18 protein-coding genes and 1 riboswitch are annotated in these 15,280 nt (G+C 56.7%); of the genes, 11 read left to right on the top strand and 7 right to left on the bottom strand.

Annotation, left to right across the window (positions count from 1 at the left end):
* Window positions 1–86 precede the first annotated feature (86 nt).
* The gene (locus HFD87_RS08160; RefSeq protein ID WP_167423216.1) at window positions 87–515 is read left to right on the top strand and encodes a GFA family protein; all 429 of its coding nucleotides are present in this window, start codon (window positions 87–89) and stop codon (window positions 513–515) included.
* An 89-nt stretch (window positions 516–604) separates the two neighbouring features.
* On the opposite strand, the gene HFD87_RS22970 is transcribed toward HFD87_RS08160, so the two are convergent.
* Entirely contained in the window at window positions 605–1,159 is a 555-nt protein-coding gene (locus tag HFD87_RS22970; protein ID WP_243207465.1) for an AAA family ATPase, read from the bottom strand.
* Window positions 1,160–1,434: 275 nt separating this feature from the next.
* On the opposite strand from HFD87_RS22970, the gene HFD87_RS22965 reads away from it, so the two are divergent.
* The 8 genes from HFD87_RS22965 to HFD87_RS08115 all read left to right on the top strand — a co-directional run bounded on the left by HFD87_RS22965 (window position 1,435) and on the right by HFD87_RS08115 (window position 8,012).
* Window positions 1,435–2,322: a hypothetical protein gene (locus HFD87_RS22965; RefSeq protein ID WP_232526469.1), complete on the top strand. Its 888-nt coding sequence runs from the start codon at window positions 1,435–1,437 to the stop codon at window positions 2,320–2,322.
* A 267-nt stretch (window positions 2,323–2,589) separates the two neighbouring features.
* Window positions 2,590–3,708, top strand: a complete 1,119-nt coding sequence (locus HFD87_RS08145) for an alkene reductase (RefSeq protein ID WP_124890514.1) — start codon at window positions 2,590–2,592, stop codon at window positions 3,706–3,708.
* Window positions 3,709–3,724: 16 nt separating this feature from the next.
* Window positions 3,725–4,039 carry a helix-turn-helix transcriptional regulator gene (locus tag HFD87_RS08140; protein WP_010247494.1) on the top strand — a complete coding sequence of 105 codons (315 nt, stop codon included), beginning with the start codon at window positions 3,725–3,727 and terminating at the stop codon, window positions 4,037–4,039.
* 248 nt (window positions 4,040–4,287) lie between these two features.
* A complete protein-coding gene (locus HFD87_RS08135) occupies window positions 4,288–4,833 on the top strand; it encodes a cysteine hydrolase family protein (RefSeq protein WP_061703397.1) in 546 nt (181 codons plus the stop codon).
* A 63-nt stretch (window positions 4,834–4,896) separates the two neighbouring features.
* Window positions 4,897–5,016: riboswitch (TPP riboswitch) on the top strand.
* 131 nt (window positions 5,017–5,147) lie between these two features.
* Window positions 5,148–6,086 carry an FAD-dependent oxidoreductase gene (locus HFD87_RS08130; protein WP_060679027.1) on the top strand — a complete coding sequence of 313 codons (939 nt, stop codon included), beginning with the start codon at window positions 5,148–5,150 and terminating at the stop codon, window positions 6,084–6,086.
* Window positions 6,076–6,273 carry a sulfur carrier protein ThiS gene (gene thiS / locus HFD87_RS08125; RefSeq protein ID WP_010247485.1) on the top strand — a complete coding sequence of 66 codons (198 nt, stop codon included), beginning with the start codon at window positions 6,076–6,078 and terminating at the stop codon, window positions 6,271–6,273. The genes HFD87_RS08130 and thiS overlap by 11 nt, the downstream gene beginning before the upstream one ends.
* A 2-nt stretch (window positions 6,274–6,275) precedes the next feature.
* Window positions 6,276–7,034 (top strand): thiazole synthase, encoded by a 759-nt coding sequence (locus HFD87_RS08120; protein ID WP_167423215.1) that lies wholly within the window; start codon window positions 6,276–6,278, stop codon window positions 7,032–7,034.
* Window positions 7,035–7,043: 9 nt separating this feature from the next.
* Window positions 7,044–8,012, top strand: a complete 969-nt coding sequence (locus tag HFD87_RS08115) for a HesA/MoeB/ThiF family protein (RefSeq protein ID WP_033780146.1) — start codon at window positions 7,044–7,046, stop codon at window positions 8,010–8,012.
* A gap of 9 nt (window positions 8,013–8,021) precedes the next feature.
* Here HFD87_RS08115 and HFD87_RS08110 read toward each other — a convergent pair whose 3' ends face one another.
* The gene (locus HFD87_RS08110; RefSeq protein ID WP_010670725.1) at window positions 8,022–8,435 is read right to left on the bottom strand and encodes an ASCH domain-containing protein; all 414 of its coding nucleotides are present in this window, start codon (window positions 8,433–8,435) and stop codon (window positions 8,022–8,024) included.
* A gap of 252 nt (window positions 8,436–8,687) precedes the next feature.
* A complete protein-coding gene (locus HFD87_RS08105) occupies window positions 8,688–9,230 on the bottom strand; it encodes a thioredoxin domain-containing protein (RefSeq protein WP_167423214.1) in 543 nt (180 codons plus the stop codon).
* A 317-nt stretch (window positions 9,231–9,547) separates the two neighbouring features.
* Here HFD87_RS08105 and HFD87_RS08100 point away from each other — a divergent pair, with 317 nt between their 5' ends.
* Together HFD87_RS08100 and HFD87_RS08095 are read left to right on the top strand one after the other, a co-directional pair.
* A complete protein-coding gene (locus tag HFD87_RS08100) occupies window positions 9,548–9,817 on the top strand; it encodes a hypothetical protein (RefSeq protein ID WP_010247470.1) in 270 nt (89 codons plus the stop codon).
* A 148-nt stretch (window positions 9,818–9,965) separates the two neighbouring features.
* Window positions 9,966–10,493: a sterol desaturase family protein gene (locus HFD87_RS08095; RefSeq protein ID WP_031593382.1), complete on the top strand. Its 528-nt coding sequence runs from the start codon at window positions 9,966–9,968 to the stop codon at window positions 10,491–10,493.
* Here the strand turns inward: HFD87_RS08095 and crtB are convergent.
* Genes crtB through HFD87_RS08075 form a run of 4 tightly spaced genes read right to left on the bottom strand, consistent with a single transcriptional unit; the run spans window position 10,432 to window position 15,275 of the window.
* Entirely contained in the window at window positions 10,432–11,361 is a 930-nt protein-coding gene (gene crtB / locus HFD87_RS08090; protein WP_031593381.1) for a 15-cis-phytoene synthase CrtB, read from the bottom strand. The genes HFD87_RS08095 and crtB overlap by 62 nt on opposite strands.
* A complete protein-coding gene (locus HFD87_RS08085; protein WP_010670728.1) occupies window positions 11,358–12,836 on the bottom strand; it encodes a phytoene desaturase in 1,479 nt (492 codons plus the stop codon). Before HFD87_RS08085 ends, crtB begins: the two co-directional genes overlap by 4 nt.
* Entirely contained in the window at window positions 12,833–13,993 is a 1,161-nt protein-coding gene (gene crtY / locus HFD87_RS08080) for a lycopene beta-cyclase CrtY (protein ID WP_010670729.1), read from the bottom strand. Before crtY ends, HFD87_RS08085 begins: the two co-directional genes overlap by 4 nt.
* Window positions 13,980–15,275, bottom strand: a complete 1,296-nt coding sequence (locus tag HFD87_RS08075; RefSeq protein WP_167423213.1) for a glycosyltransferase — start codon at window positions 15,273–15,275, stop codon at window positions 13,980–13,982. Before HFD87_RS08075 ends, crtY begins: the two co-directional genes overlap by 14 nt.
* Window positions 15,276–15,280: the final 5 nt, after the last annotated feature.

Here is a 15,280-nt window from a genome sequence, read left to right as displayed (position 1 = left end):
GCGCTTCAGCAGCCCCTTACTTAAACAGCACTATGATCAGGCAAGTAGTCAGACAAACCAGGAATCTGAGTGAATAGGATGATGAAATGAAAGGCGCATGTCTGTGTGAAACCGTTGCTTTCGAAATATCAGTAACCCCCACGCGCTATTACCGTTGTCACTGTTCTTTGTGCAGAAAACAGAGCGGAACCGGCTATAACCTGGCAACGATCGTAAAAGAGAGTGACTTTAGCTGGGTTTCTGGTGAGAGCCAGATCGCGTCATGGCGCAAACCCACAGGTTATCGCAACGATTTTTGCGCCAGCTGTGGCTCCACAGTGCCTAACCGGTTGCGTGGCAGACCTTATATCTGGCTTCCGGTTGGTTTACTCAGTGAGCCTGCCGATATGCAGTGCACTGGTGATTATTGTACTGATGACGCCATGCCCTGGGACACAATCCGTTCAGAGACAAATCATGCCGGGCCGGTAGAATCGCTGGACTCTCTTCTGACGAGCTTAAAGCTTATTGATTGATGGCAGTGGTGCTTCTTTGTTATTCAAAAAGTCACTGAGTCAAAGCGACCCCATTAACGGAAAACAGACGTTATTCCTGCAGCCTGCATTCATCGAATATTATTCGTTAGCTGTAATCCCCAGTAGTCAGAACAGGCTTTAACATCGCGGGGAGAAGGAAGCAGAAGTTTTGGCAGTCTGACCTGGTCGTAAAGCTTTTTATGGCGCTTTCGATTCTGCGGGGCAGTACGGATAATATATTTCAGCATCTCCAGGTTCATATGCTCTCTGCCCATCCCCAGACCGCCAATACGCGGAGTGGATGAGTAACATCTGCGAATGTACCGCAGCAGTGCCACTGTCACTTTTACATCCAGCAGAATTAAGCCTGTGGCACGCGCGAATCGTTCTTCAATGCATTTGGTGTAATTACCCTCCATTACCCATCTTTCCTGGCTCACCGCTTCAGCATGCAAACGGAGAAATTCTGCCGGTGCTCTGGGCACCCATTGACTGTCCGGAATATGGTGAAGCGGATCCAGATGAACTGCTGGTAGATCTTTTTTGCGAGCAATGGCCTCAGCTAAGGTCGATTTTCCGCTGTTCGATGGACCCATAATACAAATGCGTGGCCCAAGCGCGTCTAATGGAAGTGCACTATTCACAACGTTTCCTCTGAATTAACCCTGTCTGAAAATGGATAAATGCGTACTGCTCTGAAACTTTCCTGTGCACCCCGCAAAGTCTTAAACGCTGCCGGGAGCCGTTGGCTGGTCAGCCTGAGGATTCTGAACCTTTTCTGGATCAAAGTCAGGCCGCAGCGGCGATGATAGCCAGACTTGCCCTGAGACGTCTTAACCCAGGCAGCAATAAGATTTCGGTAAAGATTGGTTACATTTTGCCGATAAATTGTTCAACCAATCAAACCGTAGAGGGCATTATGGGGTTAATCAATGGCGTGACAACAGAGGTGGCAAGAGGATATTTAGCCACGCTCACCGTAACAAACAGATCTGAGAACACGACTAAAGAAACTATTACCGGAAAAGAATTACCTGCCAGTGTGGTGGTGATCTCGCCCGAGGCAAGAGCGCGCCTGGTGCAGGCTATCGCTGAGCCCATTACGGCAGAGCAGCAGGCCAAAAATTCAGAGGAACTGGCAAAGACAAAGTCATCCGGTCAGGGACCGTCCGTTAACCTCGGATATGCGTTATTCAACGATCCCTACACCAGCTGGGACGCCAGAACATTTACTCCGCTTCTGAGTATGACGGCTGCCAATACGCAGACCGCTATGGATGAGTTTGCCGCTGCACTCCATGAGGTGCTGGCTGAAGGCCAGGTGGGCCGTAATCAGTACGATAATTCGGATACCTCGGAAGCCATGGCGCTGACCCTGACGCAGTCTAAGCTCCATAAACTGATAGAAAAATATGTCTCCGGCGATAACCAGAAGCAGGCGAATGAGATTGCTGATGAGATGATAAGCGTCAAAGTTGCCATTCGTGAACGTCAGACGTTGCTGGGAGCACAGGATACGCTGGCGTTAGCCATACGTCATGGAACACGCGACATGCAGGAGAGCGCACGTGACTATCTAAGCCAGGTTAAGAGCGCAACCGCACGGCCACAGGCGGAGCTGGCCGGGATGATGGAAGCCATGAAGTCGGGCCGTGATATGGAATCTGTCTTCAGCACCTTTGCCGATTTGATTCGTGCCACGCCGAATCCTGACAACAAAGCACAGCCCTCCATTGATGGCGCACTCAGTCAACTGGAGGTTTATCGCCAGCAGTGGCAGGCGTTCACTGAAAAATACGCTTCTTAATGTTCTTATGATCCTGCAGGCAGCACCTCCGTCCCGGCGAAGCAATTTGCCTGAAAGCGGCGTCTGCAGGATCTCCTCCTTACGTTACGCAGTCAGGCGCTGCGCTGAGGGACTGTTAATCCCACGCGCTGTCAGCACTCACCCAGAAAGTGACCCTCTGCCAGAAACCACAGATACCGCTCCGGACAAAAAGCACAGATTACACATTTACAAATTTAAATGTGTAAATATAATGTCGCCTCTTCACACATCAGAGGATTTTTTGTCATGCCGTCACTTTTTACCCCCTTGAGTCTGGGCGACCTTCAGCTTCGTAACCGCATTGTACTGCCGCCGCTGACGCGCTGCCGCAGTGAACAACCGGGCAACATTCCCGGCGAGATGATGGTGGAGTACTACCGCCAGCGTTCCAGCGCGGGACTGATGATCACCGAAGGCACCCAGATTGAGCCTCGCGGGCAGGGCTATGCATGGACGCCGGGGATCCACAGCGAAGCGCAGATCGCCGGCTGGAAAAAGGTTACAGAGGCAGTACATCAGCAAGGGGCCACGATTTTCTGCCAGCTCTGGCATGTTGGCCGCGTGTCGCATAATGAACTGCAGCCGGGCAAGCAGGCACCCGTTGCCCCTTCAGCCATCGCAGCCGATAACGTTCGGGTATTTATTGAAACCGGGCCTGGCGCCGGCATATTGACCGCACCCAGCGAGCCACGCGCACTGACTACATCGGAAGTTAAAGAGATTGTAGAGCTTTACCGACGCGCGGCGGAGAATGCCAAAGCGGCCGGTTTCGACGGTGTGGAACTGCATTCCGCCAACGGTTATCTGATTAACCAGTTTATTTCTGAGCACACCAACTTCCGTACGGATGAATATGGCGGATCTGCTGAGAATCGTCTGCGCTTCCTGCGAGAAGTCGTTGAGGCGGTCAGCTCGGTATTTGGCAGCCACCGCGTTGGCGTCAGATTTGCGCCTCTGTTTACCAGTACCGACGAAGAGCGCGTCTATCTCGGCCTGGTTGAAAGTGATCCACACGCGACCTACATCCGCGCAGCAGCACTGCTGAACGAGCTGGAAGTTGGCTATCTCTCCATTGCTGAAGCCGACTGGGACAACAGTCCGGAGATGCCAGAGAGCTTCCGTGTCGCGCTGCGGGAAATATTTCGCTCTCCGATCATCTATTCGGGTCGCTACACGGCTGAAAAAGCGCAGCATGTGCTGGAAAAAGGCTGGGGCGATCTGTTTGGTTTTGGCCGCTCATTTATCGCTAATCCCGATCTGCCCGCGCGGATTAAATCAGGATATCCGCTGAATGAGGTCGATCACGCCTCCCTGTATGGCGGCACTGAGAAAGGCTATACTGACTATCCATTTTACCCATCCTGATATTCTGTGAGGCGGCATGTCCCCCGAAAATGCCCTGAAGTTACTGTCCAACCCGACCAGAGTGGCAGTGCTGAAGTGGCTTAAAAATCCTGACGAAGCGTTTGCGGGCTATACCCAGCTCTATCCCTTCGATCAGTATGGCGTCTGTGCCAGCCTCATACAGGACAAGGCGGGCTTATCACAGCCCGCCACCTCGTTATGCCTGAAAGCACTTCACAATGCGGGGCTGGTTGAAGCCAGCAAAGTCGGAAAATGGACTTACTATCGCCGCGCCGAACCGCGCATTCGTGAAATAACCGATGCGGTAACCCAATCGCTGCAGGCGCTTTAAAAGCGACGGCGTACAGGGTAATGTAGATGTCAGCACCATCCTTCTGAGGGTGACTTCACCGAACGCATTAACTCAGGGTCAGAAAATGTTTATGTCAGTTCTGTCTTTCACAACCGTCACCACCACCACCGCCTCTGGCGGCGGCGTGAGCGACTCTGTGACTGGCACCTGACACAACAGATTCTCACTCCCCGCCGAACCGGACGGGGAGCTGTTCTCCGTTCTTAAAAACTGAATGGAGACAGGTCATGGTTACATCTGAAAGTGCACTTTTAATTATCGACATGCAGCAGGGCCTTTTTAATGGTCCCGAGGCTCCCTTCGCCGCAAATTCGATCTTGTCGAACATCTCACTTCTCATTACTAAAGCCCGGGCTTCTGCCGTCCCCCTCTTTTTCGCACGCCATATCGGCCCGGATGATTCCCCTTTTAACGAGCAAAGCCCGCTGACGCGCCTGATCCCGGAATTGCAGGTTAACCCGCAGAGTGATGTCGTCTTCACCAAAAGATATCCCAGCTGTTTCAGGGATACTGGCCTGCAGCTTCAGCTGAGGCAAAAGGGCATTAAGCAACTGGTGATTGCGGGGATGAAAACGGAGTTCTGTATTGATACTACCTGTCGGGCAGCCCCGGAGCTGGGTTTTAACGTCGTACTGATTTCCGATGCGCACACCACCGTCGATAATCCCCACCTCTCTGCGGAGAAGATTATTGCGCATCACAACCAGACGCTGGCGGGCCCCTTTTTGACGCTGGCAACCGCAACTGACTGGCATTTCGGTTCTGCCGGTTAAGTCCGATTTTCTGACCCGGTTCCATGCAGTCTGCTTGACGAAGCTGTCTGCTTAACTTACAACTAAACCCGTCAGGGGAGTCTCGCCAGAGAGACTGAGAGGCTAATAGCGCACCGCGCGGCTTAGCGACCCTTAGAACCTGACCCAGTTGATACTGGCGTAGGAAGACGGGTATCTCATCAGATACTTGCCGCAGGGGCGCATTCGCAACGTTCCTGCCTTTTCCCTCTGTATCACGGGTCTTCGTTAACGGATAACGAGGCCAAAATGAAAAATCTCATCCTGAATCTTTCTTTTCCTGTCCGGTGGACACCATGAGCCGCTGGTCGGTGCTCGGCAGTGGCGTGGCCGGGCTTTGTGTCGCCACGCTGCTGCTGGAGCGGGGAGAAACGGTCGAAGTTATTACTCAGCCTGACTGCCGTGCGGCCTCGCACTGGGCGGGTGGCATGCTCGCGCCCTGGTGTGAAGCAGAAAGCGCACCGCCACAGGTGATCGAATGGGGCCAGCACGCGGCCAGCTGGTGGGCGAAACGCGTTGATGGCGTGGAACAGCAGGGCACGCTGGTGGTTGCTCCGCCGCGTGACAGCCGCGAACTGACGCGCTTCGCCAGCATGACGCAGCAGCATCAGTGGGTCTCTCCCGGTGACATTGAACCCGCACTGGAAAACCGCTTTGCCCGCGGCCTGTTTTTCGCCGCAGAGGCGCATCTCGAACCGCGCCGCGCCTTGCAGCAACTGCGCGACAAACTGCAACAGGCTGGCGTCCCCTTTCACAGCGGTAAACCCGGCGGCAAAATCATCGACTGCCGTGGCATCCACGCCACCGATCGGCAGCCAGCCCTGCGCGCCGTGCGGGGCGAAATGGTGATCCTGCACACATCCGACGTACAACTCTCCCGTCCTGTCCGGCTGCTGCACCCACGCTTTCCCTGCTATCTGGTACCGCGTGCCGGGGGCCACTTCATGCTGGGTGCCACCATGGTCGAAAGCCACGACAGCAGCCCGATCAGCGCCAGGGCGATGATGGAATTGCTCAGCGCCGCTTACAGCCTGCATCCGGCACTGGCCGAAGCGCGGATCGTGGAGAGCGGCACCGGTCTGCGTCCTGCTTACCGGCAGAACCTGCCGGAAGTCCGCTACGAAAATGGCCGTTTCTCACTTAACGGCCTCTACCGCCACGGCTTTTTGCTGGCCCCGATCATGGCTGAAAAACTTATGTTGCAACTGACTCAGGAGATGACTCATGCGCGTTGAACTGAATGGCCGCACGATTGAAACCGGCGCAACGACGCTGGCGGAGCTTATGGCGGAGCAGCAGATCGATCCGCGGACCGTCGCCACCGCGCTGAACGGGGAGTTTGTACCGCGTAGCCGCTATGCCAGCCAGCAACTTGAGGCGGGCAACCAGCTCGAAATCCTGTCACCGATGCAGGGAGGTTAACCATGTTCTATCAATTTACTCCGCAATCCCGATTTCTGCTCGGCACGGCCGGTTATCCGTCACCGGACATTCTGCAACAGGCGATCAACGCGTCAGGCGCGGAGATTATTACCGTCAGCCTGCGACGGGAAGGCAGTGAAGGCGGCGCTTTCCGCACGCTGCTGCAACAGCTCAACAAACGTATTCTGCCGAATACGGCGGGCTGCCACACGGTGAAAGAGGCGGTGACGACGGCGCAGATGGCGCGTGAACTGTTCGACACACCGTGGATCAAGCTGGAGGTGATTGGCCATGCCGACACGCTGCAGCCCGATCCTTTTGCGCTGGTTGAGGCCGCACGGATTCTCTGCGCTGACGGGTTCCAGGTGTTTCCCTACACTACGGAAGATCTGATTGTCGGCGAAAAATTGCTGGAAGCGGGCTGTGAAGTGCTGATGCCCTGGGGCGCGCCGATCGGCTCTGGCCAGGGGCTGCGTAATATCGAGGGACTGCGCGCTATGCGTGCGTGGTTTAAAGATGTGCCGCTGATTATTGATGCGGGCATTGGCGCGCCTGGCCAGGCGGCTCAGGCGATGGAGATGGGTTTCGATGGCGTGCTGCTCAACACGGCGGTGGCAAAAGCGCGCGATCCGGTGCGCATGGCGGGTGCCTTTGCTGCTGCGATCCACGGCGGACACGAGGCGTTCCAGGCGGGATTGATGGAGCAGCGCGACATGGCGTCTGCCTCTACGCCCATTTTTGGTCTGGCACAATTCAGTTAAGGAGCAGCGATGGAGCGTTATCAGCGACAGACGATGTTGCCAGAGATTGGTGAAGCGGGGCAGCAGCGGCTGAGCAGGGCAAGGGTGCTGGTGGTGGGGGCGGGCGGGCTTAGTGCGACGCTGCTGCCGTTACTGGCAGGCGCGGGTGTGGGATTTATCCGTCTTTACGATGGCGATCGGGTTGAACTGCACAACCTCCACCGGCAGACGCTGTTTGGCGTCGACGATGTGGGTCAGCAGAAAGTATTTTGCGCTCAGCGTGCGCTGGCGCAGCGCAATCCTGACTGTCGCGTTGAGGCGCATCCACACGCGCTAAGCGCCAGTCAACTGCCGCAGGCGCTGGAGGGAATCGATCTGGTGGTGGATGCGGCGGATAACTTCGCTATTACTTATCAGCTCTCCGACGCCTGTTATCCGGCAGGCCTGCCGCTGATCTGCGCCTCGGTGCTGGGACGCAAGGGCTATGTTGGCGGATTCTGTGGCGGTGCGCCTGGCTATCGCGCGCTGTTCCCGCAGCTGCCCACGGCCTCGGGTAACTGCAATACGGCAGGCGTAATGGGACCGGCGGTAGCGACGCTGGGCGCAATGCAGGCGCAGATGGCGCTGAGCGTATTGTTAAAACTGACGCCATCGCCGCTCGGCTGCATGATCCACTGTGACTTTGTTGACTGGCATATCAGGCAGTTTCGTTTTGATGACGCACCTGAACCTGACGCGCCCGGCACGCCCTTTATTGATCGGGCCATGCTGATGGAGGATGATTGCATAGTGGAGTTGCGCAGCCTGGAAGAGGCACCGGTCAGTGTGGCCGAGCGGGTGGTGCGAATTCTGCCGCAGCAGATAGCGGCCTGGCAACCGCCGGTCAATCAGCGTGTGGTTCTGGTGTGTGCCAGTGGCATGCGCGCAGCCCAGGCGGCTGAGAACCTTGCCGCGCGGGGGATTGCGCGGCTTGCGCTGGTGGCGGCAAACACCCTGTAGCGTGCCGGTTTAGACTACCTCGACCAGCTGGAACGTCTCGAAGATAAGCTCCATTTCGCTGTGAAAATAGCCAGCGCGCTCGAAGTAGCGCTGATGTTCCTGACGCCAGTGGTCGAGGCTCAGATCGCCTTCACCCTCCAGCATCGCCATCTCTGGCGTGACGCGATCAAAGCGCGTCAGGAACAAGCCGGTGGTGCGGATCACGCAGACGGGCTGCTGTTCGCCGTTGAGAACAATGCTGTAACCGCCCGGTTGAGGCAATGCTTCCTGATCCTGCCAGCTCCGCAACGACCCGCAGGTGGCCACTTTCTTACCGGCAATAATCAGCGTTGCGAGCTCGCTGGCTAATTCCGGGGAGTCACCAAATGCATCTGTGAAGGCACCCGGATATTTGTCCTGCAGTTGTTGCAGCGTCATCGTCATCAGCAAATCCTCAATGAATTAGGCGTGCGGGCCCGGCGTAACGTCAGGTTATCGCCATGCAGGCCAGCGGTGCCGTTAAGATGAACAACAGCAGCGGCTTTAATCCCACCGTCTGCTGCTGATAGCGGTACAGCTTACCCGGCCTCCACATGGGAAAACAGGCTTAATTATCAGGATATTGAGTTTGAGCGTGAGTGGGGTCGCAAAGGAGAGACTCAGTCTGGCGCGGCCGGGCACAGCCGCGCACTAATATTAACGAATCAGAAAGCTTGCCCAGTGCGCTATATCGTCACCGCTGCTGATTTCGGGCTGTACCAGACCGTTTACCATAAAGGTCGGTGAAACGTGAATGCCGTTCTGACGGGCATACTTGCAGTGCCATTTAATGGCGTTCTGCAGGTCGGGCTGATCAAACGCGGCGCTGGCATTCACGCCGCTGTAATCTTTCAGGCGGGCGAGGATCTGATTCGGCGTGGCATCGCGGTTCGGACCGGTACAGTGGTCGGTGAACTCAAACTCTTCACGATGATCGGCTACCGCCTGCATCACCTTTTTCGCGGCCTCTTTGCTTTCGCAGGCGGCGGCAAGGATATAGCGCACTATCAGCCCGGAATAGAGGTGCCACGGCTGTGATTGCAGACGGATCTTCAGGGTGATGTTCTCTTCACCTACGTGCGCCAGTAACGCGTCGAATTTATTGAAGGCGCGCACCGAAAAAGGACACGTGGGTTCCAGAAAGACTTCAAAGATTTCAGGGCCGTGGCCCCATACCAGTACATCAGCGTGCTGACTCATCGACAACTCCTTGAACATTAACCACACGGGAAACCTGTTTACCCTGGCAAATCCCTCTGACATCAGCCAGTTAAGAATCAGCTGTAATTGTTACAAAAAACAGCAATCAGCTGATGAGTCGCGTGTAATACGCGACAGGCAGGTCCATTAGTCGTTAGAATTGCCAACTTTGGCATTTTCAACTGCTGGCACGGCGTAGCCGCCCACGAACAGCTATAGTTGTCAGCAGTGTGCAATCTTTTGCAGGATGCAGCCATTTAAGCTGCTTCACTGCTGTTTGTTTGCCCGGAGCTGATAAGCGTTAGAAGAGGTTAATTTTGCATACCGATCTCACCTGGAAAACTCTCCATCACGTCATCAATCAGACGATCTCTGACATGCTTGACGAGCAGCAGACCATTGATGTGTTATCACTGCGCGCCCGGCTGCATGAACTGGCTGAAAAAGAGGAGGATGAGGTCATGCTGCTCTGTTACTGGCAGGCGAGCAAAATTCTGATGCGCTTACCCACGACCGTCACCGCCAGTCAGTTAATGACCGCGGCACGCCACGCTTTTCGTACCCCGCTGAATCACGATCTGCTTTAAAGGCTGCGTCCTACACAAATATCAGGATGGTCCTCACTCAAGCTTCAACAGCGTGTTCCCTTATTTTTCTCCTGAACACTGTTTTCCCCAATCTCTGTTAAAATTGAACCTCTGCGCCACTTTGCAGGATGCATGTTCGGGAGAAACTATGTTGTGGATTTGGAATGCCCTGATTGTTCTGGTCACTGTTATCGGAATGGAGATAACGGCTGCACTGGCGCACAGATACATTATGCATGGCTGGGGTTGGGGCTGGCATCTGTCACATCATGAACCGCATAAAGGCTGGTTTGAGGTTAACGACCTCTATGCCGTAGTGTTCGCCGCTCTGTCGATCTTGCTCATTTATCTGGGCAGCACGGGTGTCTGGCCGTTGCAGTGGATCGGGGCGGGTATGACGCTCTACGGCCTGCTCTATTTTATTGTGCATGACGGCCTGGTGCACCAGCGCTGGCCATTCCGCTATGTTCCGCGCCGGGGTTATTTACGCAGGCTTTATATGGCGCACCGCATGCATCATGCGGTACGAGGCAAAGAGGGCTGTGTCTCGTTTGGCTTTCTTTACGCGCCGCCGCTGTCAAAACTGCAGGCGACGCTGCGAGAACGTCATGGCGTTAAACGGGGCGCTGCCAGAGGTCAGCGGGGCGTGGAGCGTGACGCGCCACCCGGGAAGTAACCGCCTGACCCGATGCCGCCACCAGCAGTGCCAGTTTCTCTGGCGTGCTGGTGGACTGGCGTTGATCCCACGCCTGTGAACCCGCCTGAACCACCTTCATACCGATTTTACGATAGACCTGCTGCGCGGTAGCAATCGCCCATGCTGAACGCAGCGGTAAACCCGGCAGGCCAGCCGACGCCGATCGATAATAGGGCTCTGCCGTTTCCACCAGCCGACGGGCGACGCGGCTTAATGCCTGGCGATTTTGCGGATCGGCCAGATTCTCTCGGGTCAGCCCCTCTTCAGCCAGCCACGCAGCGGGCAGATAGCAGCGTCCCGCTTCAGCATCTTCAACGATATCGCGCGCAATATTGGTCAGCTGAAACGCCAGACCGAGATCGCAGGCGCGATCCAGCGTGGCGTTGTCGCGTACGCCCATAATCTGCGCCATCATCAGGCCAACCACGCCCGCGACGTGGTAACAGTAACGCAGCGTATCATCCAGCGTCTGATAGCGTGTCTCATGCACGTCCATCGCAAAGCCCGCCAGATGATCAAAAGCGTAAGCAGGCAGAATATCGTGTGCCATTGCCACCTCCTGAAAGGCCGCAAAGGCGGGCTCATGCATCTGGGACCCGGCATAGGCCTGACGCGTTTTCATCTCCAGCTGCGCCAGGCGCTGTTCGGCGGATTGCAGCGATGGCGTATCGTTGCTGAATCCCAGGACCTGATCGTCAATCACATCATCACAGTGACGGCACCAGGCGTAGAGCATCAGCACGCTGCGTCGGGTTTTGGCATCAAACAGTTTTGACGCGGTGGCAAAGCTTTTCGATCCCACCTCCATGGTGTCTACGGCATGATCGAGCAGTGACGGACTATTCAAGCCAGATCCTCCAGCATCAATCCTGCGGTAGCCTTGGCCGAGCCAATCACGCCTGGAATACCCGCGCCAGGATGGGTACCTGCACCGACCAGATAGAGATTATTAATATTTTTATCGCGGTTGTGAGGCCGGAACCAGGCGCTTTGCGTCAGGATCGGCTCCACCGAGAAGGCCGAGCCCTGATACGCATTCAGCTCATCGCGGAAATCAAACGGCGTGAAGATGCGATGCGTGACCAACTGGCTACGCAGGCCCGGCATATAGTGCTGTTCCAGATAGTCAAAAATGCGATCGCGCAGGCGCGGACCTTCAACGGCCCAGTCGATATCGGCGGTGCCGAGGTGCGGTACTGGCGCCAGCACGTAGTAGCTGCCGCAGCCCTCCGGCGCCAGTGAGGGATCGGTCACGCAGGGCGCATGCAGATAGAGCGAGAAGTCCTCTGCCAGGCCATCTTTGTTAAAGATCTCATCAATCAACTCACGATAGCGCGGACCAAAGCAGACCGTGTGGTGCGCCAGCTGATCGTGATGATGATTCAGGCCAAAATAGATCACAAACAGTGAGTTGCTCATGCGTTTGTTTTGCAGTGATCGTCCCTGCGCCTGCGAAGCGGGATGCTGGCTCAGCAGTTCGCGGTAGGTGTGAACCACATCTGCGTTGGAGGCAACCGCGCGGGTTGGGAAGACCCGGCCATCTTTCAGGTGTACCGCGGTAATCCTGTTTTCCTGGGTCTCCAGCCGGGCAACGCTGGCATTGAGCTCCACTTCGCCGCCCAGATCTTCAAACAGTTTCACCATGCCCTGCACCAGCGCGCCCGTGCCACCGCGCGGGAACCAGACGCCCCATTCACGTTCCAGCGCATGAATCAGGGTATAGATTGAGGAAGTGGCAAACGGATTTCCGCCCACCAGCAGTGAGTGGAAAGAGAAGGCCTGACGCAGATGCTCATCTTCAATGTAGCTCGCCACTTTGCTGTAAACGCTGCGCCATGCCTGAAGTTTTGCCAGCTGAGGCGCGGCCCGCAGCATGTCGCGGAATGACAGAAACGGCACGGTGCCAAGCTTCAAATAGCCTTCAGCAAACACCGCTCGGGAATAGGCCAGAAAGCGACGATATCCTTCAACGTCACGCGGATTAAACGCGGCAATCTGCGCTTCCAGCGCGGGCTGATCGTTGTCATAACTGAACACCTTGCCGGACTCCCAGCAGAGGCGATAAAACGGCTTCACCGGCATCAGCTCGACATAGTCAGAGAGCTTTTTACCCGCGAGGGTGAACAGCTCTTCAATGGCGCTGGGATCGGTGATTACTGTGGGGCCGGCATCAAACGTGAAGCCCTGATCCTGATAGACATAAGCCCGGCCGCCAGGCTTGTCACGCTGCTCCAGCAGTCGGGTAGGAACGCCTGACGCCTGAAGGCGAATGGCCAGAGCCAGACCACCAAAGCCTGCGCCAATTACTGTAGTTCTATTCATTGCATCGCCTGTTGACGGTGAGGAGTCATAATAGCCTGTAACGCCGCCAGAACGGGGACCGGGGGCTTGCCGCTTAAGATGCGCAGCCGATCAGGCAAAGTGAGTTTTCCCGCATAAAAACGGGCGATCAGACCTTCGGGAAGGCCGTAAAAACGTTGCATAACCTGCCAGCGCTGGTCAGCCGGACCCGCCAGAAACAGCATACGGTTCAGCATGCGGAAGAAGCGCTGTTGCTGCCAGGCCTGACTGGCGAATTGCTGAATGGTGGCGTGCAGGGTCTCAGAGGTAAACGTCTGCATCTGCGCCAGCCGATCAGCCAGCGCGACCGCCAGCGGCAGAGAATAGCCGGTGGTGGGATGGAATAACCCGGCACGCAAACCGCTGCAGGGCAGATCGTGTTTCTGCCAGAAGGCGGCCACGTCGCCGGTCAGCGTAATGGGTAACGCGCCTTGCTCTTCGCGTAGCAGCCGGTCTAATCGCCATCCCTGCTGCGCGGCATAGTCGCGGATATTCTGACGGGCGCGATCGCCTTCCAGCGTGGCGTTATCAATGTAGTGGGTATCTTCAATCAGCAGGGTGTCTGCAGAAAAGGGCAGGCTGTAGACAAAGCGATAGCCTGCCTGCTGATCTACCGTGGCATCCATGATGATCGGCGCGGTCAGGCCATGTGGCTCGCTGAGCTGCCACTCCTGTCCGACAAACGACTGGAAGCCCATGCGCAGCGCGGCATCGGGCTGGTAGCCACGGCCATCAATCACTGCGTCACTCTCCAGCACCCGGCCATCGTCCAGCGTAACCGCGCGTGAAGCGATGCTCGCAACCCGGGTATTCAGCAGCAGATCCGGCGCAAACCTGTCGCGGATGACCTGCGCGAAGCGCTCCGCAGTCACGCAAAAATAGCCACTGTTCAGGCTGCGACTGCGTTGGGGAAAGCGGACCTCATAGCCAGGCCAGTGATGTACTACCAGCGGAGCGATCCAGCGATGCTGCGTTTCGGTGAGATCTTCCGCATGAAACGACCAGGTGTGATTGGCACCCGGTTCACGTTCGGCGTCAATCAGCAGAATGCGCAGGGAGGGCCGCTGCTGTCTCAGGCGCAGGGCGATCAGCCCGTTGGCCAGTCCCGCACCCACCAGAATCAGATCATACCGCGGCATAGTCTCTCCTGGTGAGCACCGGCTGGCGGGTCAGCATCGCCTGTTCGACGATGTCCGCCGCCAGGGTGGTTCCGCCCGCCTGACGAAGTGCGCTACGCAGCGTTTTCATCTGCTGAACGTAGCTTTCATCAGCCAGTAAGGTCTGGAGCTGACGTGCCATGGAGTGGCTGGTGGTAAAGCGTGAGGCGCGACGTCCGATACCGTGCCAGACCACTCTGGCAGCCACACCCGGCTGATCAAAGGCCAGCGGGATCGTCAGCAGCGGCGTCAGGTGGTTAATCCCATCCAGCACCGTATTCATGCCGCCGTGCGTAATGGCAAGATCGGCCTGAGCCAGTGCAGCTGCCTGGTCGGCAAAATCGACCACCTGAACATGGCTGGCCTGCGCCAGTTTCTCCGCCTGGAAAGGTGACAACCGACCGCAGTGCGCCAGCAATAACTGAGCATCGATCTCCTGGCAGGCGCGGACGATGGTTTTAAACAGGCCGTAGCGATGTCCCTGCAGCGTGCCGAGGGAAGCAAAAATGCGCGGTCTGTCGCCATGCGGGAAGTAGCGAGGCTGCGACGCGGCGGATGCCGGTTCAGTGGTACGCAGCGGGCCAACCGAATGGAAATGATCGGGCAGCGCCTGGCGGGGAAAATCCAGTTCCGGAATCAGCTGGCTGATCTGCGCCAGCGGTGAAAAACAGTGATGCAGTTTTTCCCGTGGTGCTAATCCCATCGCATGAGCGTTGCGGGCGATCACCCGATCGTGACGTCGCATCAGCCAGTCATAGATTTTTTCACTGGTGCGATAGCGTTCCCGTGCCTGATCGGTCCTGGCATAGTCAAACGGCATCACGGCCAGCGGGAAATCCGCTTCACGGTTAAGTGGCAGCGCACAGGCAACCGAAACATAAGGCAGGTTCAGCGCTTCTGCCGCCAGTGCACCGGCAGGCTCCATCTGATCGACGATCACGCCATCAATCGCCAGCGTGCTCAGCACCACGGGCAGTTCACGACAGAGCATATCGGTGCTGCGGGCCATCTCATTGATCAGTTTCAGCATTGAGGGGCCGAGAGGATGCGCCGCCAGTTGCAGGGTGTGTGCCAGACTGCCCGCCGGATGCGAGGCTAAACCCAGCGGGAAAAAGCCGATCCGGCTATCGGTGAGTAGCGCGCCAACGTCCGTCTGCTGGATGAAAGTAATCTGGTGTCCGCGTGCGATTAAGGCCTGGCTAAGGTGCTGAAGCGCCTGCACATGGCTATAGAAAGGCGGTGCAATGACCGCAAAGTGGCTCATGCAGC

It is taken from the genome of Pantoea sp. EKM21T, from assembly GCF_011800405.1.
Classification (GTDB): domain Bacteria; phylum Pseudomonadota; class Gammaproteobacteria; order Enterobacterales; family Enterobacteriaceae; genus Pantoea; species Pantoea agglomerans.
Note: the sequence above shows the minus strand (reverse complement) of the source record. Positions and strands in the feature narration are given on the sequence as shown.

What these genes read in the sequence shown, in the direction of transcription:
- HFD87_RS08160 (WP_167423216.1), top strand. Translation starts at nt 87, where the DNA reads ATGAAAGGCGCATGTCTGTGTGAAACCGTTGCTTTCGAAATATCAGTA.
- HFD87_RS22965 (WP_232526469.1), top strand. Translation starts at nt 1,435, where the DNA reads ATGGGGTTAATCAATGGCGTGACAACAGAGGTGGCAAGAGGATATTTA.
- HFD87_RS08145 (WP_124890514.1), top strand. Translation starts at nt 2,590, where the DNA reads ATGCCGTCACTTTTTACCCCCTTGAGTCTGGGCGACCTTCAGCTTCGT.
- HFD87_RS08140 (WP_010247494.1), top strand. Translation starts at nt 3,725, where the DNA reads ATGTCCCCCGAAAATGCCCTGAAGTTACTGTCCAACCCGACCAGAGTG.
- HFD87_RS08135 (WP_061703397.1), top strand. Translation starts at nt 4,288, where the DNA reads ATGGTTACATCTGAAAGTGCACTTTTAATTATCGACATGCAGCAGGGC.
- HFD87_RS08130 (WP_060679027.1), top strand. Translation starts at nt 5,148, where the DNA reads ATGAGCCGCTGGTCGGTGCTCGGCAGTGGCGTGGCCGGGCTTTGTGTC.
- thiS (WP_010247485.1), top strand. Translation starts at nt 6,076, where the DNA reads ATGCGCGTTGAACTGAATGGCCGCACGATTGAAACCGGCGCAACGACG.
- HFD87_RS08120 (WP_167423215.1), top strand. Translation starts at nt 6,276, where the DNA reads ATGTTCTATCAATTTACTCCGCAATCCCGATTTCTGCTCGGCACGGCC.
- HFD87_RS08115 (WP_033780146.1), top strand. Translation starts at nt 7,044, where the DNA reads ATGGAGCGTTATCAGCGACAGACGATGTTGCCAGAGATTGGTGAAGCG.
- HFD87_RS08110 (WP_010670725.1), bottom strand. Translation starts at nt 8,435, where the DNA reads ATGACGATGACGCTGCAACAACTGCAGGACAAATATCCGGGTGCCTTC.
- HFD87_RS08105 (WP_167423214.1), bottom strand. Translation starts at nt 9,230, where the DNA reads ATGAGTCAGCACGCTGATGTACTGGTATGGGGCCACGGCCCTGAAATC.
- HFD87_RS08095 (WP_031593382.1), top strand. Translation starts at nt 9,966, where the DNA reads ATGTTGTGGATTTGGAATGCCCTGATTGTTCTGGTCACTGTTATCGGA.
- HFD87_RS08085 (WP_010670728.1), bottom strand. Translation starts at nt 12,836, where the DNA reads ATGAATAGAACTACAGTAATTGGCGCAGGCTTTGGTGGTCTGGCTCTG.
- crtY (WP_010670729.1), bottom strand. Translation starts at nt 13,993, where the DNA reads ATGCCGCGGTATGATCTGATTCTGGTGGGTGCGGGACTGGCCAACGGG.
- HFD87_RS08075 (WP_167423213.1), bottom strand. Translation starts at nt 15,275, where the DNA reads ATGAGCCACTTTGCGGTCATTGCACCGCCTTTCTATAGCCATGTGCAG.